The following is a 26,286-nucleotide window of genomic DNA, read 5'->3' as shown; positions in this document are numbered from 1 at the left end:
TTTCTCGCTAGATTATTGCAATATCGTTGTTTGGATGTGGTTTTTTGCTATTGCGCTTTTAGGATACTGGCGATTGCTCCGAACAATTCATCCATCTGTGTTGGATCAATGATCAGTGGTGGTGACAGCGCAATGATGTCGCCAGTGGTGCGGATTAAGACGCCTTTTTCCCAGAAACATTTGAGGAACACGTCAAAGGCGCGTGCGCCGGGTTTGCCTGGAATACTTTCTAATTCGATGCCGCAAACCAGACCCAGATTGCGGATATCTTTGACGTAGGGCAGACCTTGCAAGCTGTGAGCTGCCTGTTCAAAATAGTTGGCGTTTGTGGCGGCGCGGTCAAACAGTTTTTCTTCTTTGTACACATCAATCGTCGCAATCGCCGCGGCGCATGCCAGTGGGTGTGCGCTGTAGGTGTATCCGTGGAAAAATTCGATAGTGTTTTCTGGCGCTGCATCCATAAATGCATCATGCACTGCTTGTTTGACGATGACTGCGCCCATCGGCACTGCCGCGTTGGTCAGGCCTTTGGCACATACAATCATGTCCGGAATAACGCCAAAATAATCAGCCGCAAACGGTGTGCCGAGGCGACCGAATCCAGTAATAACCTCATCAAAAATCAGCAGAATGCCGTACTTGTCACAAATTGCTCTTATTTTTTGTAAGTAGCCTTTGGGCGGCAAGATGACGCCGGTTGACCCTTGTAATGGTTCAACAATCACCGCAGCGACAGTGGATGGATCATGCAGGGCGAGCAAGCGTTGTTCTAACTCATCTGCCATCTCTGCACCGTGTTCTGGCAGGCCGCGGCTGAAAGCATTTTTTGTGATATTTAAAGGATGGCGCAGATGATCGACTGCGGGCAGAGCCGGACCAAAATGTTTGCGGTTGCCAGCGATACCACCCACAGAAATGCCGCCAAAGCCAACACCGTGATATCCACGCTCGCGTCCGATCAGGCGATGTCGCATGCCGTCTCCGCGTACCCGATGATAAGCCAGCGCCATTTTTAAAGCTGTATCAACGCCTTCAGACCCGTCATTACAAAAGAACACGCGGTTCAATCCCTCTGGTGCAATCGAGACTAATTTGCTGGCAGCCTCAAATGCCAGCGGATGTCCCATCTGGAAGGTGGGCGCAAAATCCATACGCGCTGCCTGTGTTTGAATCGCCTTCACGATGTGCGGGTGTCCATGCCCTGCATTCACGCACCATAAACCTGCGGTTCCATCCAAAATTTGTCGTCCGTCGTCCGTGGTGTAATGCATGCCCGCGGCGGCGACCATCAGACGCGGTTTGGTTTTGTATTGACGATTGGCGGAAAATGGCATCCAGAAATGTTCTGTGTTCAGAGCAGAGCTCATGGTCTTAAGTCCTGATGGAGTAAAATTTTTTGCGGGCTGCTTTGATTGTGACACTCCTGATTAGCTTACTCAAGAGCTTGTTTGATTAAACTGAGGACTTACGCAAAACTGCCCTAGCTGCACTAAAGTACCATCGTCGTCGCCAGGCCTTGCTGTGACAGTTTTGCGCAAGTCCTAAAAATATAAAGATCTGGACTTCAGTTGGGGTACGTTAGCGAACAGACTGGATTAAGCGATCAGTTCATTCTGATCTCTGTAAAAACTTTCAGTTAAAAGGCGACGTAATGAAAATCCTTACCTGTGTAGATAAAGCCTACGAAAATATGAACTTCCACGAGCTTGCCAATGCGCCGGTCGATGCCTTGCTAGGCGTTAGTGCCAAGGATGCTGAGTTACTAAAAAAGGCATTTAACGTCACTACTATCCGCGAACTTGGACATCTTAAATTCGTTAAATGGGCGATAGCCATAACGACTTTGGCAGATGAGATAGAAACGAAAGAAGATAAAGCCAGAGAGTGTTTGCTAGACGATGCGCTGGAAATGTCGTTTCCCTCCAGCGATCCAATTTCCGTTAATTCTGGCATCACCAGGATTGAAGTCGCGCCCGACATGGTGGATGCCAGCACCGACCATCAAAATAGCTTATCGATCGAGCCGCCAAATAAAACTAGCCATAATTAATGTTGGTTAGTGATTTAAGGGGAGTATTGCTAGATTAGTCTAAATCGTCCAAGTAATCAGTGGACGATTTTGCATTGAATATACATACACTATCCTAGTATATGTAAAACTCTTTAATACTTACGCAAAACCCCCAACTGCTTTGCAGCGATTAGCCGTAGTGAAGTGCTGTCCTAGTCGCTACGCTTTGCTGGCACAATTTTGCGTAAGTCCTGTTATTAAAGCCTAGCGAAAAAATCACTTTTACTGCATCAGCTTTTCTCGCTATTTTCTATTCACTCAGCAATTCAGCCACCGACTGCATCCCGTCGATATGCTCAGACACGACGCGTACCATCACGATAATCGGCACGCCTAGTAACAAGCCCCAGATTCCCCATAGCCAGCCCCAAAATAGTAAGCCGATGAAGAGCGCCGCCACATTCATTTTGGCGATTCTGCCGGTCATCCAGGTAGTAATGAAAGTACCGACCAAGACCGTCACCACTAGCGTCGCTCCGGTCACTAACAAGGTTTGCGACAAAGATCCAAACTGCATAAAGGATGTTGCTCCTAGCGCCAATGTGATGATGACCGGACCAAAATACGGAATGATATGCAAGCAGCCCGCAGCGACTGCCCAAGCACCGGCATTTTCTAATCCTAACCAGCGAAAAACTACCCACAGCAATAAGGCTAAAAGCAGATTAGTGACTAATAGCATAAACATATAGTTCTGGATTGACTTATTAATGTCATCAAGAATATGCACAGTCACTTTTTTGGATGACAGCGATGGTCCGGTGATTTTGACGAGTTTTCGCTTGAAGCTATTGCCGGACAAGAGGAGGAAAAAGATCAGAAAAATCAAGACAGTGATTTGACCAACGACACTAGCCGCACTCACTGATCCTGCTAACAGCCAGTCCTGTATTTTGAACGGGGGAGTCGCAACGATCACGGTGGTAGGTGTTTGCCGCGAACTTGGGCGCACGCTACTGGATTGATTTGCGGCCTTCTCAATCTCGTTTGCGATTGCCTGCATTTGTTGCATCGTGCTTGGCTGATTGTCTTGTGTTTTGGTGATCGCTTGCGATATTTGCCGCGCTGCGTCGGGCAAACTGACCAGGATAGAATTAAATTCGGTACGCAGAGAATTACCAACTACTCCTGCGCCACACAGAATAGTGATTAGCACAAGGCTGGTACCAAAAACACGTGGAATTTTAATGCGTTCCAGCCAGACCACAACCGGATTCAGTGTGTAAGAAATGATGATGCCAAAGACCAGCGGGATAAAAAATCGCTGCGCTGTTTGTAATGCAAAAACAAAAGCAACGGTGGCTAATATAGTCAGCGCCAAACCGCGGGCATTGACTGGAATGTGGATGGTAGGTGGTGCAGAGGATCTATTGATGGACAACAAATCACTATCGCTGATTTGTATGGTCGGCGGGCGATCATCTGGTGCATGGATATTCGGCATACTGTCAGCGTCGACATCTTTATGTTGAGGGGCACTCATTTTTTACCCTATTGACGTTAAACGGCTAACTAGCAGCAATTCTCCATCGACTATCAGCATGGTGAATCATTCGTACTCTCAATGCAAAGCGGGCAATGCATTTGACTTGATATTGATTTATATGACCATTGATCTGGCTGTATAAATCAGTATTGTCTTAACAGTACCCGCTTGCATATTAGATGCGAGTTGATTTTTAATCAGCTCGCATCTAGGTCGAAACACACTATATATCACGCAATATTATTTGACGTGCATATCGTTTTTAACCGATTTCACACCTTTAACACCACTGGTAACTTCTACGGCTTTGTTGATGTCAGCCTGTGATGATACGAAGCCGCTCAACTGAACAATACCTTTGAATGATTCAACATTGATCTCACGGGATTTCAACATTGGTTCGTTCAAGATTGCCGCTTTTACTTTGGTTGTGATAACGGTGTCATCAACGTACTCGCCTGTACCTTCAGATTTTTGTGTGGATGCGCAACCAGCTACAGCGATAAGAGCGAAAGAAAGCAAAGCTGTTGCAAAACGTTTAGATATATTCATGATAATGATCCTTCAAAAGTGATTAGAATTAGCTTGGTGATCGAACTTCGACAATCAAGATTTTTACTGCAATAGAGCTAAACTACCGGTCAAACTTAAAACCTAAATTTCAAGTAATAAACTTTAAGTGTTGAACTTTAAGTACGAAACTTATTTACCAAACTGTGATTTAGCACCAGCGACACAACTATCTTTTGATGGGCCTGCTAAAGCGTCACATTTTTCCAGAGCGACTTTGTAGTTGGCTTCTACTTTGTCATCTCTTGCATCAACACGTGCCTCAACTACTTTTTTGTCTGCTTTGGCATCTGCTTTGGCTGCAACCATAACGGCCTTCGCTTCTTTTACACAGACATCTTTCTCATTGCCGGTTTTGCTATCGCACTTTGTTTTTGCAACGTCATAATCTGCATTTGCCATTGCGTTGCGCGCGTCGGTGCGGGCACTGACAGTATTTTTGTATTTTGCTTCTGCATCTGCTTTAACGTGTTTGCGTGCGGATTCAGCTTCTGCTACGCAAACATCTTTTGGATTTCCAGCCAGTGCATTGCATTTTTCACGTGATACTTTGTAATCGGTATCTGCGGTTTCTTTTGCTGCTTTAAAGCTTGCTTTGGCCTCTGCCGTCGCTGCAACGGCCATGTTGGTAAAACCCAGAGTAGCTGCGCTGATTAGGATAATTGAGAGTGCTTTTTTCATGTAGTGCTCCTTGATATTATTAAAATCGCTTACGGAAAAATGCCGCATGCGGTTTGCTACTTTCGACTAAATGTCTGGCTAAGAAGTACGAATTTCTTTAAGAAATTTCTGAAAAGCCTTCACTTGCTTATCAGCCTCGTCCTTGTCTATGCCATATGCTTCCTGAATCTGGCCCAGCAACTGGTCACGTTTGCCTGCGATGACGTCAATATGATCATTTGTCAATTTGCCCCATTGCGCTTTTACTTGACCTTTGTATTGCAGCCAGTTTCCTTCGATTACATCCCAGTTCATTATTTTCTCTACATAGTTTTGAAGTGAGTGATGACAACGACATTAGTTGCTGGCATCACATAAATTTATTTGCGTTACTTTTGCTGCGATTTTGCCTTTGTCCAAAATTCGACGTTAGCTAAATCCCTCGTCCGCTAATCAGGCGCAGCAAGATCATGATGACGGCCACCACTAATAAAATATGGATGAAGCCACCAATGGTGTAAGAAGTGACCAAGCCAAGTAGCCACAAGATAATTAGAACAACAGCGATGGTATAAAGCATGATTTCTCCTCAAGAATTTTATTCAATGGTGTCGATGAAACTAGTTGTAATCCGCTATTTTTTCAGTACATCAAATTAAGAAAATCAGCGCTTACAACATTCAACATCGTGGGACTAAGTATGCAAGCTGCTTGCATCAGGTTCTGTTCGCTGGCGTACACAACATGTAAATAGTTAATTAAATTCGTATTGTTTTAGATAAATTTGGATAAACATTAACCGTTAGACTGTAAATTGCCATCAACAATCTTTACCCGGTCACCAGAGCGCCATTGCGGTGGATTGGTTTGATGTACGGTGCGGCTTGATCCATCTTCCATGCGGATAGAAATATCGTAGCTATTGCTGGCATTGACCCGACCTTCGATTTGATTACCAGCGACTGCGCCGCCAATTGCGCCTAACACTGTGGCAGCTTCTTTGCCATGGCCGCCGCCCACCTGATTGCCTAACAAGCCACCGACTACCGCACCACCAATTGCGCCGACGCCACTACCTTGTGCACGGGTGTTGATCTCGCGTATTGATTCCACGATCCCGCAGTTGTAGCAAGGGAGTTTGTTGGACGGCCGATAGTCATCATTAGCCGCAGCATAAGTTTGTTTGTGATGTACAGGCGCAGGTGTAGTTGCACGCGGCGTCGTGTTTGGATTATTTAAATTATTTGGATTTGTCGTATTGCCGTTAGCTTGCGTCGCCGCTTGATCAGCTTGCGTTAATGCGCCGTTATTATTGCTACCGATCGAGGTTGGAATCCATCCCATGATGGCAGCAATACCAGCAGCACAGAATAAAGTTACAGCAAGACCTGCGATGATAATCATCGGGTGTAGTCTGGATTTGGGGAAACCATTGGTAGGGGTAGTCATGATGAATTCTTCCTTGAATATTTTGTTGTGAGTTATTTTTTATTTGGCTCGCTAAGCTAGTTTGGTAGCTAGGCGAGCCAGATTGATGGCAGATTATTTAGGTTTGACCTGGTTGCCGATCACACCGCCAACTGCTGCGCCACCGACCGTGCCGACCGCGCTACCACCAGTCAGTACCGCGCCAACCACAGCACCAGCACCTGCGCCGACGGCGGTATTTTTATCCTGGTTAGACATACCAGCACACGCTGTCAAGCCGAACATCAGAGTGATAGTTGCAGCGTAGCCGCTTAATTTTTTGATCGTATTCATGATTAAACCTCTTTGAAAAGAAATTAAAAAAGTGGATGGTGACGAGTCGTTACAGTCTTTACAGCCGTTACGATAGCGTCACCGATATCCTGATTATTTCAAACGCATATCGTTTTTAACTGCAGTCACGCCATTGACGCCACGTGCCACTTTGATTGCAGTATCAATATTCTCTTGCGAGCGGACAAAACCACTTAACTGGACTGCGCCTTTAAACGTCTCTACATTAATTTCGCTGACCTTCAATGTAGGCTCGTTCAGGATTGCTGCTTTGACTGATGTGGTGATGACGGAATCATCGACATACTGACCAGTGCTCTCTTGTTTTGGTGTGGCGGCACAGCCGACGATAGTCGTGAGCATGAGTGCGGCGATCAGGCTAGATACAATTTTGAAGTTTTTCATTTTTATTCCTTGATGTAGTTTGTTTGGTTTGCGTAATCTGCGTAATTTCTTTAACGCTGCTACAGCAAGTAGCTATGCGATGAGGCTAGATTGAGGCTTGGCTCGATTTACTTCTGTACGTTAGCGCACGTAGTATTTAATTTTTTTATTTAGCTTTTAAAGTGCTGTTACGAATACTTTTGGGTATCGTATTTTCTGGAGGGCGGCGGGCGCTAGCAAGGTACTGACTGTATGCCTGCATTCAGCGAGATTTGATGTGGAAACTAGACGACAAGCTAGCTGTTACGCTGACAAAAAATGAACTGAAAACCGACTCAGTATTTAAACTGAACGTCAGTTGATATAAATATACTCCCCATTAAATTTATAGAAATTAGTCTATCGTCCAAGGATTATATGGACAACTTAAATATACCCATTGGGAGTATATTTAGTTACTCTTAAAAAATGTGGTCGATCGTACTTCAGTCTGCTACGCGTAATCAGCTAATAATTAGGCTAGGCATCTACTTAGATCATCGGCCACGCAGGCCAGCATAATCCATCAATAATCCATCATTTACTCAGTCGTCTGCAACAAACTTCGCTCGGATTCCAGCAGTTTTTCAAACGCATCGGCGGCAACGGCGCGGCTGAATAAATAGCCTTGCACCTGGTCGCATCCATGTGCCCGCAAGTAGTCTAATTGTTCGGTAGTTTCGACCCCCTCTGCAATTACTTTTAAACGCAGGCTATGGGCAAGTGAGATGATTGATGCAACGATGGCAGCGTCATCGGCATCCACCGTAATATCATTAACGAAGGACTGATCAATTTTTAGTACATCAATCGGAAAGCGTCGTAAATACGACAGGCTAGAGTAGCCGGTACCAAAATCGTCGATAGAGATATGGATGCCTAAGCTCTTCAGATTGCGCAAAATCGCAATCGCGCTTTCAACATCGCTCATCACCATACTCTCTGTCAGTTCTAGCTCTAAGGATGAGGCATCTAATCCAGTCGCATCCAAAATATCGGAGATTGATTGCACCAGCATTTTTTGTGTGAACTGACGGGCAGATAAATTGACCGCCACTCGCAAATGCGCAAAGCCAGCGTTGTGCCACGCTTTGGTATGCAGACATGCCGTGCGGATAACCCAAGCACCAATCGGTATGATTAAGCCCATCTCTTCTGCCAAACCGATAAAGCGTGCTGGTGCAATCATACCGTGTACCGGATGATTCCAGCGCAGTAGTGCCTCCATCCCGACGATGCGTCCATTGCTTAAATTGATCTGTGGTTGGTAGTGGATCACCAACTCATTGCGCTCTAATGCGTGACGTAAATCGGCTTCGATACTTAGCCGGTCCAGCGTGCGCTCGTTCATTGCCGGCGTATAAAACTGGAAGCTATTACGGCCCATTTCTTTGGCGCGGTACATGGCGATATCGGCGTGTTTGATCAGACCTTCTGCCGTTACGCCATCCAAAGGATAGGTCGCTATGCCGATGCTACAAGTTAAGAAAAATTCATAGTCACTTAGCATCAACGGTTGAGCGATGGCATCCATGATCTGCTGTAATACAGCGAGGCCATTGGTATTAGTATTACCATCGTCAGTTTGCTCTGGCAGCACCAGGACAAACTCATCGCCGCCAAGTCGCGCTACCGTATCGGCCTCGCGCACTGCAGATTGTAAGCGTCCAGCCAAAGTTTTTAATAGTTCATCGCCGGCCTCATGGCCAAGGGTGTCATTCACAAAATTAAAACGGTCAATATCAACAAACACGACCCAGATAGAATTGTTATTGGCGTTGCTATTGCCGTCCCCGGTGCTATTTTTATTCCGGTTGGCGTTGCTAATCGCCTGGGTCAGGCGTTCGCGCAGGAGATTGCGGTTGGCAAGGCCAGTCAGGCTGTCATGTTTGGCCTGGAACTCCAGCTCGGCCTCAAACCGCATTACCGCCGAGATGTCATATTGCGCGACGACAAAATGGCTGATGATGCCGCTATCATCTTTTACTGGTGCGATAAAAAGGTCGCTCCAATAACCACTACCATCTTTGCGGTGATTACGCAGCAGTGCATGCCCCTCGCGCTGCTCACGCAGGGCAGTACGTATCTCTTCTATATTTTGCTGATCCTGACCGCTGCCTTGCAAAGATTCCAGGCTGCGGCCGACGACATCAGCTGCGGTATAGCCACTGATATTCTCAAAAGCCGGATTAACATATTCAATCGCGTAATGTGGTGCGTCGGCACTGCAAATGATGATGGCATTGGACGATACTTCAATCACCTTTTCCCGCAAGCGTAAAGATTTTTCTGTGCGTTTGCGCAGTGCCAAATCTTCGCATAAACGTAGGTTGGCAAATTGTAAGGCTGCGGTACGCTCACCCGCCACCCGTTCTATGATGGCCTTGCGTGAGACTAATGAATAAACATACGCGGCTGCTAACAGACTAAATAAGATGCCACCTAACAGCACATATAAAGAGCCATTATTATTGGCCGTAAACAGCACGGGTGTTTTTGCAATCTCAATGTGCCAGGGATTACCGCCTAATGTGAAATTATCGTTGAGCGTGACAGCGCGATCATAAAATAGCCAGCGTGGTAGCAAAGAGAAATTATTGTCGGTGTTTGGCTGTGCTCTAGCTTTAGTTCCCGCTGTAGTTCCATCTATACTTCCAGCGCCAGCGCTATCAGCCACAGCGGTCGGGTTATTAGGTAATAGATCAGAGGCAGCATCGTGCTGGAATGCCAGATATTGTGGATCATTCCCCGGCCCTGCATAAATGCTGATCGCCAAGCCCGGCATGGCTAAAAAACCTCGGCTGCCGAGTATGCTGTCGATCAAATGATCTACCCGCAAGATTGCTGCGGTTTCTCCAATCACCGCGCGATTGCGTGATGCGGCGGTATCTAGCGGCGCACCTTGCAAATACACCGGCACCATCAGCATAAAACCTGTGTGCCAGGTTTTATGCTGTATGACCGGTATCAGGCTGGTCGCGGTTGCCAGACCCGTGGAGCGTGAACGCAGTCTGGCCTGTGTCTGATCCGCCGTAATGGCGGTATCAACGCCCAGCAGCTGCTCGTTGGTCGCGCTCGGTTCTATGTACTCAATGACGTTGTAACTATCACGCAGGCCAGCAGGTTTTTGCTCATCATCGACCACTTCGGTCAGCTTAAAATTGGGCAGGCGCTGACGCATCCTTGCTTCGTAGATCTGGCGATCGCTTTGCATGACAAGACGCTGAAAACTCAGTGCCTGAATTTGCGGATAGCGTTGTAGCAGCGGCGCGGTGAAGCTTCTAAATTGCTCGCGACTTACCACACCCACGCTACGGAATCATTGATTTAGCACCATCAATTGCTCAGCTGCATCATGCAGACCCTCTGATACCGCCACCGAGCATAATTTGGCATTCTGCTCGAACTGGTTGCTCTGTCGCTCAGATTCCACCCGTCGTATCGATGCAAACAATAAGGCCGTCAGACTCAGACCGATCACTAAAGTAATCAGGGCCGAGACCGAGACCGAGAAGCGAATACGGCGAAATAGTTTATCCACGATGGTCTTTCAGCAATATCTTTTAACGCAAGACTGCGCGGCTTTTAATGAGTACATGCTATGGCAATGCTATAGAGCAAGCCGATAAAACAACGTATTGACATGAGGGCAGACTTGGCCACGACCTTCATTGGACGCAGCTATCAATCAAAGAAGACTTTAATGAGATCGGCTCGTCGTGTATGTGCGATCGCGAACATACGAATGGAAGTTTTAGCTTAACTAACTTAAGTTTAAGCTTGTTAACTAAAAATCATTTTTAATGGTGACATTCTCAAAGCACGTCTTTTAACATACGAAAGAGCCGTTATTTAAGGCAAAATAGATAGCGATACTTTTCTATTTATCGCTTATTCCAGTCTCAACTGTATGCAGTTATTGAATATACTCCCCTTCTTTTTTTTAAAAAATACCTTATTGTCCAATCATTATATGGACGATATAAATATACTTATCATGAGTATATGCATTTGATATCAAGCACTTAGGTTTTGTAATCAAGTGGAATCACGCCCGCATATAGGGTAAACTACTTAGCTATGCGTTTTCACTTTTATGTTCGGTAGCGCACAGACGGTATTGTGCAAGGTAGAATATAGTCAAAGACCTCACGTAATTGTGTTACCTTCCGTTGTCAAAAATTTTCCTGCGCGACGTCCCCTCACTCTCATGACTGGAAACAGAAAATCTTCTATGGCCAGTGCACATCACCCGAGTCAGAATCATTTATTAGCCGCTTTACTCGATGCGGAATATGACCGACTGTCCCCTCATTTAGAACTAGTACCCATGTTACTCGGCGATGTGCTGTATGAGTCCGGTGGCAAGCTGGCGCATGTGTATTTTCCAACGACCTCTATTATTTCTTTGCACTATTTGCTAGAAGACGGCGGTTCTTCGGAGATCGCAGGTGTTGGTAACGAGGGCGTTATTGGAGTTTCTCTTTTTATGGGTGGTAATAGCACGCCTAGTCGTGCGATAGTGCAAACGGGTGGTCATGCTTATCGCCTTAAGGCCGACATCTTGATGGCTGAGTTTAATCGTGCCGGGCCAGTGCTGCGTTTGCTGTTGCGCTATACCCAGGCTTTGCTGACCCAAATGTCACAAACGTCGGTCTGTAACCGGCATCACTCGGTAGAGCAACAACTCTGTCGCTGGCTGTTGCTGACTCTGGATCGCGTACCGTCTAACGAGCTGACGATTACGCAAGAACTGATTGCCAACACCTTAGGTGTACGACGTGAAGGTATTACCGAAGCGGCAGGCAAGTTACAGCAAGAGCACTATATTAGTTACCGCCGCGGGCACATCACCGTCGTCAATAGAAACGGTCTTGAAGACAAAGTTTGTGAATGCTATGGCGTAGTAAAAAAAGAATTTGCCCGCTTGTTATCGGACGTGCGTCAACGTTGATTAGTTTTTGATTCGCTTTTAAATCTCTACTGCCTTATTTCTACTTTATCTCCGTTTTATTATTTTTTTGACGGCTTCGCCGTTACCTTGTTTGAGCCGAGGTTAGCGCTCTGGTTTGTGCTCTACAAAAAGTATCAAGGTCAGAATTTATGCTCGTAATGAAGAAATCATCGATTGAAAGATTGATGTTAGTTGGTTTTGGTATGACACTCGTCGTGCTGTTACTAGTGGGCGGCATGGCCTGGAATATTGCCGTACCTGCAGCATCTTTTACCTCGGTAGAGCATACCCGCGAGGTAATTGCCAAACTGGATGCCCTAGGCTCTCAGATTGATAGGGCAGAGAATGGGCAATGGGCCTATTTTCTGACTAAAGAAAAACATTTTCTTGATGAACGTGATTCAGCGTTGGAAGAACTAAGAATCGTTTTCCGGCAAATATCTGAATTGACCAGAGATAACCCAGCGCAGCAAGAACGTATCCGTAAGCTCCAAATCGTATTAGACAAACGTGCCCATATGTTTGTAGATAGCCAGGCCGTTTTCGACACGCAAGGTTTTGAGGGAGCACGCCCTCTATTAAATGATGGCCGCGATACGGCCATCCAAATACGTCAATTTACTGACGAAGCGACTCAAGAAGAACAACGCCTGTTAGCCGAGCGTAAAAGTAGCGAGTTAATGCGTTTAAAAATCATTGTAGTCAGTACCGTCTTATTACTCGCTATCTTGGTATTTTTAGCCTTGCGCGTCCGATTGGCAATGCGCGGACGCTCAGAACTTCAGCAAGCTATAGACGACGGCCGACAACCTGTGCTCAAAGCTGAGGCACTGCAAAATGCGATTTTCAATAGCGCTAACTTCTCCGTCATTGCGACTGACGCACAAGGTGTAATCCAGATTTTTAATGTCGGGGCAGAGCACATGCTCGGCTATAAAGCGATTGATGTAGTAAATAAAATCACACCATCCAGTATCTCGGATGAGGGCGAAGTGATCGCCCGCGCTGCTGCCTTAAGTGCCGCATTAGAGACACCGATCTCGCCTGGATTTGATGCCTTAGTTTTTAAAGCTTCTCGCGGCATAGAGGATATTTATGAGCTAACTTATATCCGCAATGACGGCAGCCGTTTTCCTGCGATTGTTTCGGTAAGTGCTTTACGCGATGAACAAAATAAAGTCATCGGTTACCTCTTGATTGGGACTGATAATACCGCCCGTAAAAAAGTCGAGGCAGAGCAAGCCTTGCTCGATCAGCGACTACGCGACCAACAGTTTTATACCCGCTCATTGATTGAATCAAATGTTGATGCGCTAATGGCGACCGATCTTAAAGGCATCATCAGTGACGTTAATCAGCAGATGGAAGCATTAACCGGTTGTACCCGCGATGAATTGATTGGCGTTCCGTTCAAAAATTATTTTACAGACCCAGATCGTGCCGAGGCAGCTATTACTCGTGCATTAAAAGAAGGCAAAGTCACCAATTACGAGCTGACCGCGCATGCCAAAGACGGCAAAGAGACCGTAGTATCCTATAACGCAACCACCTTCCATGACCGTGACCGTAATTTGCAAGGTGTATTTGCTGCGGCTCGTGATGTCACCGAACGCAAGCAATTTGAGCATACCCTGCAAGAGAATAATGTGGAGTTAGAAAGCGCCAAGGCGGCAGCTGAAAAAGCCAACTTAGCAAAGTCAGAATTTTTATCCAGCATGAGTCATGAACTGCGTACGCCGCTCAACGCAGTACTAGGTTTTGCACAATTGATGGAGTCAGAAACACCATCACCGACACCGGCACAAAAATTATCCATAGACCAGATATTGCAGGCCGGTTGGTATCTGCTGCGTTTGATTAATGAGATTCTCGATCTGGCCATGATTGAGTCTGGCAAAATCACCATGTCGCATGAGTCCATGTCGCTCACCGATGTATTGCAAGATTGTCGCATGATGATGGAGCCGCAAGTGCAAAAGCGCGGCATACAAATGACATTCCCAAGTGTAGAGAATCTGTTTTATGTACATGCAGACCGTACGCGGGTCAAACAGGTTTTAGTCAATTTATTGTCGAATGCGATTAAATATAATCGGGATAACGGCGCAGTGATTATCCAATGCCAAATGAATGGCGAAAACCGAATACGGGTCAGTGTGCGTGATACCGGCAAAGGTTTAGAGCCAGATCAGTTGACGCAATTATTCCAGCCGTTTAATCGCCTTGGAAAAGAATCTGGCGGCGAAGAAGGTACTGGTATTGGTCTGGTCGTCACCAAGCAATTAGTCGAGTTGATGGGCGGTACGATAGGTGTAGAAAGTACCGTCGATGTTGGATGTACCTTCTGGTTTGAATTGTCCGCGTCTAGCGCACCTAAGTTAATATTCGGAGAAATGGGCGAAGACATAAGTACAGAGCACGGCGCTGTAGTAAAAACGTCGAATGGGATCAATACCTCAGCCTATCAACGTACTTTGTTATATGTTGAGGATAATCCTGCCAACATGGCATTGATCAAGCAATTGATTGAACGCCGTAGCGACCTTAAATTATTGACTGCGGTAGATGCACATCTCGGGATTCAGCTGGCGCGCACTTACCAGCCCGATGTGATTTTGATGGATATTAATTTGCCAGGTTTAAGTGGTTATGGTGCCCTAAAGATTTTGCATGATGATGCCACGACAGCGCATATCCCGGTGATGGCCTTGTCTGCCAATGCAATTCCACGTGATATAGAAAACGGACTCAAGGCAGGCTTTTTCCGCTATCTGACCAAGCCGATTAAAGTGAATGAATTTATGGATGCGCTGGATGTCGCATTGCGTTACGCGTCCGAGCATGGACTTGGTGGTAAAGAGCGCGATTTGTAAGATTTTTGGCCTTCATGACGTTACTGATATTTGTCTTAGGTTTATATTAGATGACGGGTAAGTGATCATTGCAATAAAGAGCAATAGAAAATAATCGAATTTTTGGAAGAAACTCATGTTAGAAGCAGCCGAGATCCTCAACGCCAGTATCCTCATCGTCGATGACCAAAAAGCCAATGTCATGCTGCTGGAGCAAATGCTGAGCAGCCGCGGCTATACCAATGTCACGTCCACTATGGACCCGCGCACGGTATGCGATCAACATGCAGCGAGCAAATTTGATTTGATCTTGCTGGATTTGCAAATGCCCGAGATGGACGGTTTTGAAGTGATGGAAGAGTTAAAAAAAATCGACACCAGCGGTTATTTACCCGTGCTGGTCATCACCGCACAGCCAGGTCACAAGCTACGTGCACTGCAAGCCGGTGCCAAGGATTTTGTCAGCAAACCGTTTGACTTGGTAGAAGTACAAACTCGTATTCACAATATGCTGGAAGTACGTTTGCTTTACAAAAGACTGGATAACTACAACAAGGTCCTAGAGCAAACCGTGCTGGAACGCACCGCAGAATTACGCGAGAGCGAAGCCCGCTTCAAGAGTTTTACCGAACTGTCGTCCGATTGGTATTGGGAGCAAGACCCGCAAGGCAACTTCACTAGCATCTCTGGCCCCGTGTTTGAAATGTTAGGGATTGATGCTGACGATATGTTAGGGGCGAGCCCCAAAGCCTTGGCAGGCTGGAATGCCGCCGAACGAGCGCAGCTAGATTCCAATATCGCCAGCCGCCGGCCTTTTTTAGATTTTGTCTATAGCCGCACCAATGCCGACGGAACGATCCAATATCTGCAAGTCAGTGGTGAGCCTATGTTCGACACTTCCGCAAGGTTTACCGGCTACCGTGGAATAGGCATGGATGTCACACACCGCATGCGACCTGAGCAGAAATAGCACCCGCTTTTTATCTGCTTATTCGCTGTTTTCGGGTGATTTTTTGCCGTTAATAAATCGCAGATGCGTAATATACCTCTATTAGTATATATAGAGTGTCCAAGTAATCATTGGACACTAAGGCATATTTACTAAAAATAATGGGGAGTATATGTTTTTTGCATATCGTAGGGTGCGCCATGCGCACCAAGCAAACTAAGCTAGTATTTGGTCAAAGTAGGGGCGTTAAGCTGCCTAAGAAAACACTAGGCGAACACTGCCGAAACAGCCAGCGCATTAGCTAGCAATTACGCAACCCTCACTTAGCAGCAGCCTTAGCACGATAAGTTTTACCCGGCGCTGGTGCCACCGGCGTGACTCTGGCCTCTGCCAGTAATTTGGCGCAGCCGCTATCGGCTTCAGGGCCTGTATTAATCAGAGGAAGCAAGGCAGCAACGGGTGCGGCCACCGCCAGCGCAATCGCGCCACCGGCTCTTAAGGCCAGCACACCTTTGTCTACGCTGACTTTGGGATCTTTAAAACTACCCTGAACATACAGCGGCGCTCTGAGTGAAAAAACCCGCAGCCCTTTGCTATTCGGCTTGATCGTCAAATCTAATTGTTCTTGCGCCATATTGACATTGCCACTGACATCTAAAACGGCATCATCGGTATCAACAATAAAAGTACGGGTTTGCATCACGCCATTAGTCACGGCAAAATCGGTTGCCATGCAATTAAGTTTGACTTGCTTGTCCCCTGACAGATAAGTTAGCGCGACATTGCCGATATTTAACCCCATCTGCTCTAACAAACGTTTGCTGATACTGCCCTGATTGATCAGGGTTTTAACCTCACCATTGGATGCTGCTAGCAAACTGGCGATGGAGTTGCCGGTTGCTGACAAAGATGCATCGCCGTTGATTTCACCCACGCTGGCTTGCAGTGCATCTAGTGTCGGGAATAATTGTTTAAGCTTTAAATGACGGGCACTGACTTTCATCGTTGCCTTTAATGCTTTTGCGGTTGGCTGCTTTTCTTCCGTTGGATTTGCTGCTATTTGATCTCCTGCGGCATCTGTTTTGCCGCTGCCATCCAGATGGATATCGGAGCTGAGCGTGCCACCTGCCATATCAAAAGTTAAAGGGGATAAATTAAGTACGCCGTCCTTCAGATGTAAGTTGGTGGTGAGTTTATTGATGGGTAGTGCTTTTTCACGGATAATTTTTTCTGCACTAAATTGAATGTCCGCATCTATGCTGGTCCAGCGCTCTGTTTTAAAGGTCTCAACCGGTAACACTTTATCGCCAGGTTGCACTGCCGCTGCACCGCGCTCTGTTTTATTCGCGTTAGAGTCCGCGCCTATCAACGCCCCTAAGTCGGAGAATTGCAGTACTTGCGATACGATCACACCTGATAATAAAGGCCGGTCAGGCGCAGGCCGGGTTTTAAAATCAAGACTACCGCCAATGTCGCTAGAGCCTACTTTGCCGCTAAATTTTTCATAGATCCAATGGCTATTATTTTTACCAAGCGTACCAATCAAATGGCCTTCGGTAGAAAACGGTGGCGTCTCTGGCAGCACAACGCCACTGAGCGCATACAGCCGTGCCATACTTGGTGCGGAGAGTTTTAAACGCATATCCAGCGCGGCTAAATCGGTCGGTTTGGTAATCGAGCCTTCAATATTCACCATAATTTTGCCGACGTTTATATTTGCTACGATAGGGTAGGGTGCAGTCTGCTGTTGCAGCGATAAAATGGCGCCAGCTTTACCACTGCCACTAACGGTATCGCCATTAAACTTGCCATGTAATTTCCAAGTCACACCATAGGCGGGGTCGGTATTGATTGTATCTATATCGGCCGTCATATCTGCGTGTTTGATTGCATCCATCAGATGCACTCTGCCTTTACTAAATACCACACGTTTTAATTCTAATTGCCAAGCCGAGGCTTGAGCACCGCTGGGCAAAGTCCAGTTATTTTTACCATCAGCAGTGCGTAATAAATTGACGACGGTGCCATCAAAACGTAGTACAGGAACGACAATCTTTTTGCCCAGCAAGGCCAAAGGATCTAGCGAAAAAGCAAATTGCTGAATGCTTGCCATTTCTTCCGGGACAACGGTCAAGGTTGATGCTGAAGTTGTCTTGGTCGTCAAAGTTGCAGGATTTTTTGGTTCTGACGCTGGTGTCATCATCGTCGCCGGATTTGCGATATGCACATCTTTTGCAATCAGATGTGGCCAAGGGATAATCCCACGCCAACCGCGATCCAGCTCTGGTCCTACGGCTTGTTTATCCCACGTCAGTGTCAGATCACCTTTGATAACAAAAGATCGGCCCAAGGCTTCGCTGGTACGTTCGTTCAACCAAGGCTTAGCACGGTTCCAATCGAAATTCGTAATCACGATAAACGCTACTGCAGGTACGGCGATCAGGATAGTGATGAGGGCAATAGTTGTACGACGCATTTTTCTTCTTTATAAAAAATTAGTAATACCCATGAAGTGAACTAAATTAATCGTCACCGTATTGATACTTACGACCGTGGTTAACAGGCGAGGTGTGATTAATGCCGTAACACTGTCAATCAGCGACAAGACGGGGAAAAAACTTAAGACGGTAATCATATTGTAAGACTTTCGATAATAAGCACTAGCTGCAAGTTTGCAATTGGATATTTTTGTGGCATTACTTGTAATGCCATCTATTGCAAAATCTGGTTCGATGCAGCCAGACTACGTGAAAGCAGCGTCCCGTTATGTACGTTGACGCACCTAGAATAAAAAATTTCGCCACATACTTAAGTGCATATAAGCGAGATCTTTGTATAGTGATCTCAACTTTTAAACAAGTGGTTGCGCGTATTTTTAGAAATACTTTGCTGATCCGTTCAGTTAAACGGCGGTTTTGGTATTTTTCGAATGGATATAGTAAGCATGACAGAAATTACTCATGCAGCGAGTAGACAATGCTGCTGTTAAAGCACATTTGCGCCTACTCATCACCGAGTCTGCCACTGCAGTAATTTCCGCCCGAGTAACTGAAGAAAAACACCGATTGTGGAGCAAACAGCGACCTTAATTGTATCTAGCTGGAAGAACCATTTTTGAGTGTCAAGCCAGCGGTAATATTGGTGGGATCGACATCATAGCCAGCGTCTTGAACAGCAGCTTTTAATTGATCTACTGAACTCTTCTCCTCGTCATACTGTACGTTAGCATCACTATCTACAAGCGAGACTGTGACATCGTTAACGCCAGGAACGGCTTGCAGCGCTTGTAGCACTTTTTGGGCACAGCCCTCACAACTCATTCCTCGTATTTTTATATTCTCTATTTGCATGGCAATACCTCTTTATTTAAGTTCTTTCAATTCCACTAAAACATCGTCTTACCCCGTGTCACGTATGGTACGAAAAGGCAGGGGCGATTAATTTATAACGTTGCAGAGGAAAAAAACGTGTCACGCGTATCCCCCATCAACGCTCGTAAATCTTTGATACTGATATTGCTGATTTCATGCATGCTGATCATCAGCGAGGCACCAACAGATAACTTATGATGCCGGATTTTGCTAATGACAGGCGGTGCTACCTCTAGCATTTTTGATAGTTCAGCATCATTTTTTAAATGTAATTGGTCAATCAACTTGTTCAATAAATTATTTGGATCGTACTGAACATGATCAGAGTTTAAATTTAAAATATTGGGCATCTTGTTTCCTCATTCAGATTCGTTTCAAAAATTCGCCAGGCCGGGGATTTATATACTGAGCAATCTAATGAACAAATAAAGCGATCAGAATGACGATAGGGATAGGAATGCCAAGTAGTAAAAGTAAAATTGAGCGCATATTAGCCTCCAAAAATTAGATGATTATTTAAAATTGAGAAATGTTTTTTGTCTAAGACAAATAGTTACTCGGATACATGAGCTTTATCTCTTTGACGACCGCCAATTGTAGCCGCCAGGCTAGCAACAAACGCACCGATCAACAACGCTACAAACATCCATAGAGCAGAGTTGGCCGCAGATTTACGCGCTTTATCGGCAGCTTCTTTTATCGCGTTCTTGGCATCTGACATGGATTTTCTCAATTGGTCATAAACTAAGTCAACACGTTTTTCAGCATCAATTTGACTGAGCCCCGCGCGCTTCACAACTATCTTAGATAAGTAATCGCGATCTGAAGCACTCAGGGCGCCATTAACAATATCTGCGGCCAGAATTTTTGACACTTCTATGCGCGCTCCAGAATTTACATCAATAGAACTACCATCTGAACGTAACAACATATCTGAAAAATAATCCACTGGCGTGCTCTTGATCCTGTTTGCCACATTGGCTGTTGCGGTGACCGCACCGGCACCAATATTTGATGCTCCACTGAGAATATTCTGAGCGGCACTTGCGAGTAAGCCGACCGTCATTAATGAGGCAACCGCCCACGCAAGAAAACCATGCGCGGTATCTCTAAAATACACTTCGTGATCGTGCAAATTACTCCATTTGATCCTCAGCCTACCCGCCAAATAGCCTCCCACACCAGATGCCGCAAGCTGCATAAATGTAAGCCATGCAATTGCTGAAGCACCCATCACTGATGCGTTGTAAGACCAAGGGGATATGCTAGACAGACCTAAGCCAGCACCTAACATGAGCAGTATTAATGAGAGCGCTGCCGCCGCCGCCGCCCCTGCCAATACGGCACTCCAAGACACGCCTGAAATTCCTGTATAGGACGAATTAGCTTTATGTTGTTCTAGCATAGTTGCTCCTTAGAGTGGTTATGGATGTTGTGCCGATTTATTTTATGATTAGATTTATTACTGAAAGCTGTTACCTGTGTCGTCGATAGCATTCGACTTCAATGCATTTAAAACTCACAATTGCAATCGGGGAAAATATAAAGAGAAGGAATATAAAAATTAAGAATGTTTAAAGCATATTTATTACTCCTCAGTCTGTATGTACGCTGTCTCACACTTGATAGATATTTTTTGAATAAAAATAGCCAATCATTTTCTTAAGAAATGCGCTAGAGAATTGAGCCTATTTGTTTTTTTGTGTGCTATCGAACGGACAGGTTTTTTTAAACAGATCAATCTATGAGCTCATTCAAGGAGAATTATGATGAGTTACCAAGACAACGATATTTATGGAATGTATGCACTCGGTGAATCCGGTCATCACAAAGGACCTGGTCCCGAGCTAATGGGTGCCAATACATTGATCGGCGACAATGTACACAATCCTGAAGACGAGCATTTAGGTGAAATAAAAGAAATCATGCTGGACATGCGGACCGGTAAAATTGCGTACGCAGTTCTCGCGCATGGCGGCCTGTTTACCATTGGTGAAAAACTGTTTGCAGTTCCGTGGAGTGCGCTGAAATTAGATACGCTGAATAAACGGTTTTTGTTGAATGTAAAAAAAGATCGTTTTGAAAATGCTCCGGGATTTAATTCAGATCAATGGCCAGACATGGCGGATAGTACTTGGGTTGATGTAGTAAATAATTTCTATGACACTCCGAGGAACTCATTATGAAAAACCAATTCCCCAAGAAGAGTCGCTCTAAAATGATTACCGTAATCTTAGCGGGTTTTGCAACCATGTTCGTAGGGGGTACCATTTATGCGGCTGAGACCAAAGTCAATTTGGTCGGTGCAGAAGAGACGCCAGCAGTTAAAACAGCCGCAAAAGGCTCAGGTATGATTACCGTTAATAACGATAAGTCTGTCAGCGGTATGGTCACCACTACAGGATTGAACGGGACAGTGGCACACATACATTTGGGTGCCGAAGGAAAGAAAGGTCCACCGATTATTAACTTAGTAAAATCCGGCGAAGGTAGTTGGTCTGTACCGTCAGGATCAGTTCTGACCGACGATCAGTATGCAAGTTATAAAGCAGGTAATCTTTACGTCAACGTTCATACTGCAGAAAATAAAGACGGAGAGATCAGAGGGCAATTGAAACCGTAATAAATGATCTTAGTAACAGAGAACTACCCAAGAAGATACAAGTAGCGGAAACAAATTTGTATCTTCTTGATTGCTATAAGAAAAAACTTTTCTTTGTAGTGGCGGTATAGATGAGTTTTTCTATGAGATGTAAGTAAGACGTTAGTTGCGTGCCGAGGGTATTTTTTCAATTATTTTGCCGCAAGGTTTCTCTCATGGCTTACCATCTATTTTTTAAAAAATAACGTACAACCACTCGACATCAGCGCTGCATCGAAAATTGCATCGGTAGGCAACTAAAATCATGATAGAGCAACCGGTTTAACCGCAGGTCAAAACTCTGTGATCGAAGACAGATTTTTTCAACATCAGAAATTTCAGTTAATAGGGTTTGAACGGATACGCCAGTAATTAACCCGGCGTCGTTACGGTGAGTAACAACACTTTGGCAGCCTCTTCAGATGAGGCTGGATTTTGTCCTGAAATTAATAATCCGTCTTTTTGAACGTACGATTGCCAGTCGTCTGCTTTCGAGTAAATGCCCCCATTTTTCTTCAACATATCTTCCACCAGAAAAGGTACAACCTCGGTGAGCCCGGCGGCATGCTCTTCGGTATTACTAAAGCCAGTGACGGATTTTCCGCTCACTAGCGGCTTACCTTCCGCAGTCTTGACATGACTTAGTACTCCGGGTGCGTGGCATACAACGGCTACTGGTTTGCCTTGTGCAAACATTGTTTCAATCAAGTGGATAGAAGACTTGTCCTCTGCCAAATCCCACAGTGGTCCATGTCCACCAGGATAAAATACAGCGTCGAAATCATTTGCCGAAATATTTGACAGCTGTAGCGTACTAGCTAACGCCTGTTGTGCAATTGGGTCAGTTTTAAAACGGCGAGTGAATTCAGTTTGCGAAGCATCATCATCACTTTTAGGATCGAGCGGCGGTTGTCCACCTAATGGAGACGCCAGCGTCACCTTTGCGCCGCCATCAATAAAAACATAATAGGGAGCCACAAATTCTTCTAACCAAAAACCAGTTTTTTTGCCGGTGTTACCCAACTTGTCATGTGATGTCAGTACCATCAATATTTTTTTCATTTTGAATCTTTTCTTTAAAGTAAGTAGTAAAAGTAACGAGATCAATGAGGGCGAGACAAACCAAGGATTTAGTAAAATTAAACCTGTTTCAGAGGCTCACTCTAATTACTTGGCCGTACTAATTTCTCACGACTCCATTGTCTGGTTTTTGCGGCTTCTAAAAACTCTTTCATTTGATCGGTAGACATCATTCCAGAGTCTTCTTTTATTCCTGCCATATCTAACAAGGATTTACTTCCAGTATCAAAGGCAATCGCTTTTAAGTGGCTATAGGCATCTTTGATAAACTCGATTGCCGCCATATTCCCCGCCATTTTTTGCGCAGCCTGTTTGGATAGAATCACGACAATCGCGTCAAACATGACAGATGGGGTACCCGCCAATTGACCATTTATTGTCGCTTTAGTAGCGTCAGATAAAGATATTTCACTAATTTTAGACGCTACCACTTTATATGTCGCACCCGATTTAATGACAGCATCTTTGGCTTTCCTAAAAGTGTCTGCATCTGACCCTTCAGCGATAAGAATACCGACAACACGACCTGTTAATGTGTCTTTCATCTTATCGATTAAGCCTAATGCGGGAGATTTCGGAAAATTCTGAATAGGCACTGGACTAGCTGTAAGCGGCTGCAAATTTTTTATTCCTAACTCACTGGCAATACCATCTCCGAGATCTGTATCAATAAGCCTTAGATGACACACCATCGCTTCTCTGATGTGTGGATGTTCAACTTTTGATAGTTCAAAAACGAGTGCCGAAGCAATATGCGATTGTTCATATTTATTTTGGCTTATATAAAATTGACGCGCCTGACTGTAATGATCCGCAAAGCTCTCTGGCCGAATCCTGCCTTTACTTCCATCGACCTGTTCAGCCATACTTTTAAATCCAGTCGCTGGTTGCTCACGCGGTGATGTCGCCGATAAGGAATTGGGCTCGTAAGATACCCTGCCAGTTGGTTGCGTCATTTGCATATGACCATCTCTTTGATGATTTGCAAATGGACATTTAGGCGCATTCACCGGGATTTGATGGAAATTAGGTGAGCCTAATCTTGATAGCTGTGTATCCAGATAAGAGAATAAACGTCCCTGCAACAAAGGATCGTTAGAGAAATCGATACCCGGGACAACATGTGATGGACAAAACGCTACTTGCTCGGTCTCTGCAAAGAAGTTATCTGGCCACTTGTTGAGTATCATTCGTCCAATCACCAGCAATGGGATCATCTCTTCAGGGATGAGCTTAGTCGCATCAAGATGATCAAAGGGGAATTTATCGGCCTCTTCCTGGCTGAATAGTTGTACCGATAATTCCCATTCTGGAAAATTACCTGCGTTGATGGAATTGAACATATCACGACGATGGAAATCAGGGTCAGCGCCAGCAATTTTAATAGTCTCATCCCAGATCGTAGATTGAAGCCCTAACTTAGGTCGCCAGTGGAATTTTACAAACGTCGAATTGCCGTCTTGATTAATTAAACGGAAAGAATGGACACCAAAACCTTCCATCATGCTTAATGATCGCGGTAATGTGCGATCCGACATAATCCACATCACCATGTGCATTGCTTCTGGTGTCAGCGAAATGAAATCCCAAAACGTATCGTGCGCTGTGGCTGCTTGCGGGAAGCCCCGATCAGGCTCCATTTTTACCGCATGGATTAAGTCAGGGAATTTAATTGCATCTTGAATAAAGAATACTGGAATATTATTTCCAACCAAATCCCAATTACCTTCGGATGTATAAAACTTGACCGAAAATCCTCGTACATCTCTTGGAGTATCTGCTGAGCCGGAACCACCTGCTACTGTCGAAAATCGCGCAAATAGAGGCGTTTTTATACTGTCTTCAGTAAGAATTTTTGCAGTAGTGTATTTTTGTAGAGAGTGCGTTAATTCAAAATATCCATGGGCTCCGGTTCCCCTTGCATGCACGATACGTTCTGGTATCCGTTCATGATCGAAATGAGTAATTTTTTCTCTTAATATAAAGTCTTCTAGTAGCGTCGGACCTTTTACGTTAGCGTTGAGAGAATTTTGATTATCTGCAACGACAAGACCTTGATTTGTCGTTAATGGCGCTTGATTTTCTTCTGCAATCTGATGTAACTCACCTCCGTTACCAATCGAGGTAGTGCTTAGTTTTTTATTTACATCGGTTATTACTGTAGACAGCGTTATCTTAGTTTTGGTCATGGTCGGCAATCTGCAAAAAGATTCGATTTGAATGAGAGTAAAACTAAGCATCGGTAACACTGAAACCTAATTTTATTGTCTCAACCATAGACCGTATTTTTTAATCGGTATGTGCGGAACCACACTCTACAAGCATTAAATTTTTCTAATTAGGATTAAACCCAGATTTTCCATCAGACCACTATCACTTCGTAGAAACTCAGATGACATGTGGTGTCTATGGTAACAATAGCACCGCGATGTGAGTGCAAACGCTACAGCGACAATTGCCCCTTTGGCGAACTGCTTGGCGTTGTTACTCCTCCTAGCAAGATGCAGCTTGCGTTCTTATCGCGTCTAGTCAGTCAGTCCGCCAACGGCACAATTCTCGCTGTTCCAATGGAAAATCTGGGTAAAAAGCGTTTATCCACTAGAGAATTTATTAACCCTCCAGTAAAGTTGAAATTAGTATCTTGCGAGCGCTATGCTATCGGCGATATCCCTTTTTACCCTAGCCGTTATCGATAATAAATCTAATACTGATGATGACGATTTTGAAGTCAGACTTAAAAGATTTATTGGTTATGATTGATGGTTAAGGGAATCTATCTTCTTTGCAATTAATAAAAATTACTCAGATATTCCTCATCTTCATCCCGTCGGAATAAATAAAATTAATGTGCGCTAGCGTACTGATCTTGTAAAAATTTCAGCCTATGATTTATCACATCGAGTTCAGCGTTAGATCCGGTTAAACGGATTCCCGGGTTCTGCGATCACTAATTCAACGGAGAAAAAAATGATCATTACTACGACACCATCAATAAAAAAAACGACCGCCACATTGTTTACAACGGGATTAACGCTCTTATGCGGCGCAGCTCTGATTTTGACTGTTGGTTGTAGCAGCATGAAGACACCAGCGACTGCAAGTGTGGCCGTATCTAGCGCTGCCGTGGATAATGCCTCTGGCGCTGGCGCTGCAGAGTTTGCACCAGTAGAAATGGCATTCGCACGCGACAAAATGGCGCGCGCTAATAAAGCGATGGCAGCCAAAGATTATAAGCTTGCAAATGATCTCGCAACGCAAGCCCAAGCCGATGCCAAGCTAGCACAAGGTAAGGCTGATTCAGCTAAAGCGCAAGCGGCATCTAGCGCATTGCAAGACGATATTCGTGTCTTGCGTGAGGAGCTAGATCGCAACAGCGCTGCAAAATAAGCAGGCATATTTTCTGATTCATTCTCTCGCTTATGTTATCTAAGCGACCTTTACAAAATAAACCAATAAATTCAAAGGTAT

Annotated in this window: 25 protein-coding genes; 8 read left to right on the top strand and 17 right to left on the bottom strand. The window is 45.1% G+C overall.

Features of this window, described 5'->3' with window-relative positions; all coding sequences use genetic code 11:
- Positions 1-47: 47 nt before the first annotated feature.
- The gene (locus QN395_RS04350) at positions 48-1,367 is read right to left on the bottom strand and encodes an aspartate aminotransferase family protein (protein ID WP_323491776.1); all 1,320 of its coding nucleotides are present in this window, start codon (positions 1,365-1,367) and stop codon (positions 48-50) included.
- A 284-nt stretch (positions 1,368-1,651) separates the two neighbouring features.
- Between QN395_RS04350 and QN395_RS04345 the strand changes: the two genes are divergently transcribed.
- A complete protein-coding gene (locus QN395_RS04345) occupies positions 1,652-2,050 on the top strand; it encodes a hypothetical protein (RefSeq protein ID WP_323491775.1) in 399 nt (132 codons plus the stop codon).
- Positions 2,051-2,321: 271 nt separating this feature from the next.
- Here QN395_RS04345 and QN395_RS04340 read toward each other — a convergent pair whose 3' ends face one another.
- From QN395_RS04340 to QN395_RS04295, 10 genes are all read right to left on the bottom strand, one after another.
- The gene (locus QN395_RS04340) at positions 2,322-3,554 is read right to left on the bottom strand and encodes an AI-2E family transporter (RefSeq protein WP_322117939.1); all 1,233 of its coding nucleotides are present in this window, start codon (positions 3,552-3,554) and stop codon (positions 2,322-2,324) included.
- Between the two features lie 243 nt (positions 3,555-3,797).
- Positions 3,798-4,109, bottom strand: coding sequence for a BON domain-containing protein (locus QN395_RS04335; RefSeq protein WP_322117940.1), 312 nt, complete (start codon positions 4,107-4,109; stop codon positions 3,798-3,800).
- A gap of 150 nt (positions 4,110-4,259) precedes the next feature.
- Positions 4,260-4,808, bottom strand: coding sequence for a hypothetical protein (locus QN395_RS04330; RefSeq protein WP_322117941.1), 549 nt, complete (start codon positions 4,806-4,808; stop codon positions 4,260-4,262).
- Between the two features lie 78 nt (positions 4,809-4,886).
- Positions 4,887-5,102, bottom strand: a complete 216-nt coding sequence (locus QN395_RS04325; RefSeq protein ID WP_322117942.1) for a CsbD family protein — start codon at positions 5,100-5,102, stop codon at positions 4,887-4,889.
- Between the two features lie 118 nt (positions 5,103-5,220).
- Complete coding sequence (locus QN395_RS04320; RefSeq protein ID WP_154668220.1) at positions 5,221-5,367, bottom strand: lmo0937 family membrane protein; 147 nt, start codon at positions 5,365-5,367, stop codon at positions 5,221-5,223.
- A gap of 215 nt (positions 5,368-5,582) precedes the next feature.
- Positions 5,583-6,236, bottom strand: coding sequence for a glycine zipper 2TM domain-containing protein (locus QN395_RS04315; protein ID WP_322117943.1), 654 nt, complete (start codon positions 6,234-6,236; stop codon positions 5,583-5,585).
- Positions 6,237-6,329: 93 nt separating this feature from the next.
- Complete coding sequence (locus QN395_RS04310; RefSeq protein WP_322117944.1) at positions 6,330-6,548, bottom strand: glycine zipper 2TM domain-containing protein; 219 nt, start codon at positions 6,546-6,548, stop codon at positions 6,330-6,332.
- Between the two features lie 93 nt (positions 6,549-6,641).
- Complete coding sequence (locus QN395_RS04305) at positions 6,642-6,953, bottom strand: BON domain-containing protein (RefSeq protein WP_322117945.1); 312 nt, start codon at positions 6,951-6,953, stop codon at positions 6,642-6,644.
- 559 nt (positions 6,954-7,512) lie between these two features.
- The gene (locus QN395_RS04300; RefSeq protein ID WP_322117946.1) at positions 7,513-10,281 is read right to left on the bottom strand and encodes an EAL domain-containing protein; all 2,769 of its coding nucleotides are present in this window, start codon (positions 10,279-10,281) and stop codon (positions 7,513-7,515) included.
- A gap of 9 nt (positions 10,282-10,290) precedes the next feature.
- Complete coding sequence (locus tag QN395_RS04295; protein WP_322117947.1) at positions 10,291-10,512, bottom strand: hypothetical protein; 222 nt, start codon at positions 10,510-10,512, stop codon at positions 10,291-10,293.
- A gap of 693 nt (positions 10,513-11,205) precedes the next feature.
- Between QN395_RS04295 and QN395_RS04290 the strand changes: the two genes are divergently transcribed.
- The 3 genes from QN395_RS04290 (at position 11,206) to QN395_RS04275 (ending at position 15,747) form a co-directional block, all read left to right on the top strand.
- Complete coding sequence (locus QN395_RS04290; RefSeq protein ID WP_322117948.1) at positions 11,206-11,925, top strand: Crp/Fnr family transcriptional regulator; 720 nt, start codon at positions 11,206-11,208, stop codon at positions 11,923-11,925.
- 158 nt (positions 11,926-12,083) lie between these two features.
- Complete coding sequence (locus QN395_RS04280) at positions 12,084-14,798, top strand: PAS domain S-box protein (protein ID WP_416352034.1); 2,715 nt, start codon at positions 12,084-12,086, stop codon at positions 14,796-14,798.
- Between the two features lie 115 nt (positions 14,799-14,913).
- Positions 14,914-15,747: a response regulator gene (locus QN395_RS04275; protein ID WP_322117949.1), complete on the top strand. Its 834-nt coding sequence runs from the start codon at positions 14,914-14,916 to the stop codon at positions 15,745-15,747.
- Positions 15,748-16,045: 298 nt separating this feature from the next.
- Here QN395_RS04275 and QN395_RS04270 read toward each other — a convergent pair whose 3' ends face one another.
- The 4 genes from QN395_RS04270 to QN395_RS04255 form a co-directional block, all read right to left on the bottom strand.
- Complete coding sequence (locus tag QN395_RS04270; protein WP_322117950.1) at positions 16,046-18,202, bottom strand: AsmA family protein; 2,157 nt, start codon at positions 18,200-18,202, stop codon at positions 16,046-16,048.
- Between the two features lie 619 nt (positions 18,203-18,821).
- Positions 18,822-19,076, bottom strand: a complete 255-nt coding sequence (locus QN395_RS04265) for a heavy-metal-associated domain-containing protein (protein ID WP_322117952.1) — start codon at positions 19,074-19,076, stop codon at positions 18,822-18,824.
- Positions 19,077-19,168: 92 nt separating this feature from the next.
- Positions 19,169-19,447 (bottom strand): hypothetical protein, encoded by a 279-nt coding sequence (locus QN395_RS04260; RefSeq protein ID WP_322117953.1) that lies wholly within the window; start codon positions 19,445-19,447, stop codon positions 19,169-19,171.
- A 203-nt stretch (positions 19,448-19,650) separates the two neighbouring features.
- Positions 19,651-20,502 carry a hypothetical protein gene (locus tag QN395_RS04255; RefSeq protein ID WP_322117954.1) on the bottom strand — a complete coding sequence of 284 codons (852 nt, stop codon included), beginning with the start codon at positions 20,500-20,502 and terminating at the stop codon, positions 19,651-19,653.
- A gap of 364 nt (positions 20,503-20,866) precedes the next feature.
- Here QN395_RS04255 and QN395_RS04250 point away from each other — a divergent pair, with 364 nt between their 5' ends.
- On the top strand, positions 20,867-21,283 hold the full coding sequence (locus tag QN395_RS04250) for a PRC-barrel domain-containing protein (protein WP_322117955.1): 417 nt from the start codon (positions 20,867-20,869) through the stop codon (positions 21,281-21,283).
- A gap of 32 nt (positions 21,284-21,315) precedes the next feature.
- On the top strand, positions 21,316-21,720 hold the full coding sequence (locus tag QN395_RS04245) for a CHRD domain-containing protein (RefSeq protein ID WP_323491774.1): 405 nt from the start codon (positions 21,316-21,318) through the stop codon (positions 21,718-21,720).
- A gap of 390 nt (positions 21,721-22,110) precedes the next feature.
- On the opposite strand, the gene QN395_RS04240 is transcribed toward QN395_RS04245, so the two are convergent.
- Positions 22,111-22,800 carry a type 1 glutamine amidotransferase domain-containing protein gene (locus tag QN395_RS04240; RefSeq protein WP_322117957.1) on the bottom strand — a complete coding sequence of 230 codons (690 nt, stop codon included), beginning with the start codon at positions 22,798-22,800 and terminating at the stop codon, positions 22,111-22,113.
- 101 nt (positions 22,801-22,901) lie between these two features.
- The gene (locus QN395_RS04235; RefSeq protein ID WP_322117958.1) at positions 22,902-25,007 is read right to left on the bottom strand and encodes a catalase; all 2,106 of its coding nucleotides are present in this window, start codon (positions 25,005-25,007) and stop codon (positions 22,902-22,904) included.
- Between the two features lie 219 nt (positions 25,008-25,226).
- Between QN395_RS04235 and QN395_RS04230 the strand changes: the two genes are divergently transcribed.
- Positions 25,227-25,514: a hypothetical protein gene (locus QN395_RS04230; RefSeq protein WP_322117959.1), complete on the top strand. Its 288-nt coding sequence runs from the start codon at positions 25,227-25,229 to the stop codon at positions 25,512-25,514.
- A 271-nt stretch (positions 25,515-25,785) separates the two neighbouring features.
- Complete coding sequence (locus tag QN395_RS04225) at positions 25,786-26,205, top strand: DUF4398 domain-containing protein (RefSeq protein ID WP_322117960.1); 420 nt, start codon at positions 25,786-25,788, stop codon at positions 26,203-26,205.
- Positions 26,206-26,286 lie beyond the last annotated feature (81 nt).

Origin of the sequence: Undibacterium sp. RTI2.2 (assembly GCF_035018705.1) — a bacterium.
Taxonomy (GTDB): Bacteria; Pseudomonadota; Gammaproteobacteria; order Burkholderiales; family Burkholderiaceae_D; genus Undibacterium.
This window is presented reverse-complemented; position numbering and strand designations above follow the sequence as displayed.

Excerpts from the sequence above, each read along its gene's own strand:
- QN395_RS04335 (WP_322117940.1), bottom strand. The coding sequence starts at position 4,109 with ATGAATATATCTAAACGTTTTGCAACAGCTTTGCTTTCTTTCGCTCTT.
- QN395_RS04310 (WP_322117944.1), bottom strand. The coding sequence starts at position 6,548 with ATGAATACGATCAAAAAATTAAGCGGCTACGCTGCAACTATCACTCTG.
- QN395_RS04255 (WP_322117954.1), bottom strand. The coding sequence starts at position 20,502 with ATGCTAGAACAACATAAAGCTAATTCGTCCTATACAGGAATTTCAGGC.
- QN395_RS04250 (WP_322117955.1), top strand. The coding sequence starts at position 20,867 with ATGAGTTACCAAGACAACGATATTTATGGAATGTATGCACTCGGTGAA.
- QN395_RS04325 (WP_322117942.1), bottom strand. The coding sequence starts at position 5,102 with ATGAACTGGGATGTAATCGAAGGAAACTGGCTGCAATACAAAGGTCAA.
- QN395_RS04240 (WP_322117957.1), bottom strand. The coding sequence starts at position 22,800 with ATGAAAAAAATATTGATGGTACTGACATCACATGACAAGTTGGGTAAC.
- QN395_RS04280 (WP_416352034.1), top strand. The coding sequence starts at position 12,084 with ATGAAGAAATCATCGATTGAAAGATTGATGTTAGTTGGTTTTGGTATG.
- QN395_RS04330 (WP_322117941.1), bottom strand. The coding sequence starts at position 4,808 with ATGAAAAAAGCACTCTCAATTATCCTAATCAGCGCAGCTACTCTGGGT.
- QN395_RS04320 (WP_154668220.1), bottom strand. The coding sequence starts at position 5,367 with ATGCTTTATACCATCGCTGTTGTTCTAATTATCTTGTGGCTACTTGGC.
- QN395_RS04315 (WP_322117943.1), bottom strand. The coding sequence starts at position 6,236 with ATGACTACCCCTACCAATGGTTTCCCCAAATCCAGACTACACCCGATG.
- QN395_RS04345 (WP_323491775.1), top strand. The coding sequence starts at position 1,652 with ATGAAAATCCTTACCTGTGTAGATAAAGCCTACGAAAATATGAACTTC.
- QN395_RS04225 (WP_322117960.1), top strand. The coding sequence starts at position 25,786 with ATGATCATTACTACGACACCATCAATAAAAAAAACGACCGCCACATTG.
- QN395_RS04350 (WP_323491776.1), bottom strand. The coding sequence starts at position 1,367 with ATGAGCTCTGCTCTGAACACAGAACATTTCTGGATGCCATTTTCCGCC.
- QN395_RS04340 (WP_322117939.1), bottom strand. The coding sequence starts at position 3,554 with ATGAGTGCCCCTCAACATAAAGATGTCGACGCTGACAGTATGCCGAAT.
- QN395_RS04245 (WP_323491774.1), top strand. The coding sequence starts at position 21,316 with ATGATTACCGTAATCTTAGCGGGTTTTGCAACCATGTTCGTAGGGGGT.
- QN395_RS04275 (WP_322117949.1), top strand. The coding sequence starts at position 14,914 with ATGTTAGAAGCAGCCGAGATCCTCAACGCCAGTATCCTCATCGTCGAT.
- QN395_RS04270 (WP_322117950.1), bottom strand. The coding sequence starts at position 18,202 with ATGCGTCGTACAACTATTGCCCTCATCACTATCCTGATCGCCGTACCT.
- QN395_RS04290 (WP_322117948.1), top strand. The coding sequence starts at position 11,206 with ATGGCCAGTGCACATCACCCGAGTCAGAATCATTTATTAGCCGCTTTA.
- QN395_RS04265 (WP_322117952.1), bottom strand. The coding sequence starts at position 19,076 with ATGCAAATAGAGAATATAAAAATACGAGGAATGAGTTGTGAGGGCTGT.
- QN395_RS04305 (WP_322117945.1), bottom strand. The coding sequence starts at position 6,953 with ATGAAAAACTTCAAAATTGTATCTAGCCTGATCGCCGCACTCATGCTC.
- QN395_RS04235 (WP_322117958.1), bottom strand. The coding sequence starts at position 25,007 with ATGACCAAAACTAAGATAACGCTGTCTACAGTAATAACCGATGTAAAT.
- QN395_RS04260 (WP_322117953.1), bottom strand. The coding sequence starts at position 19,447 with ATGCCCAATATTTTAAATTTAAACTCTGATCATGTTCAGTACGATCCA.
- QN395_RS04230 (WP_322117959.1), top strand. The coding sequence starts at position 25,227 with ATGGTAACAATAGCACCGCGATGTGAGTGCAAACGCTACAGCGACAAT.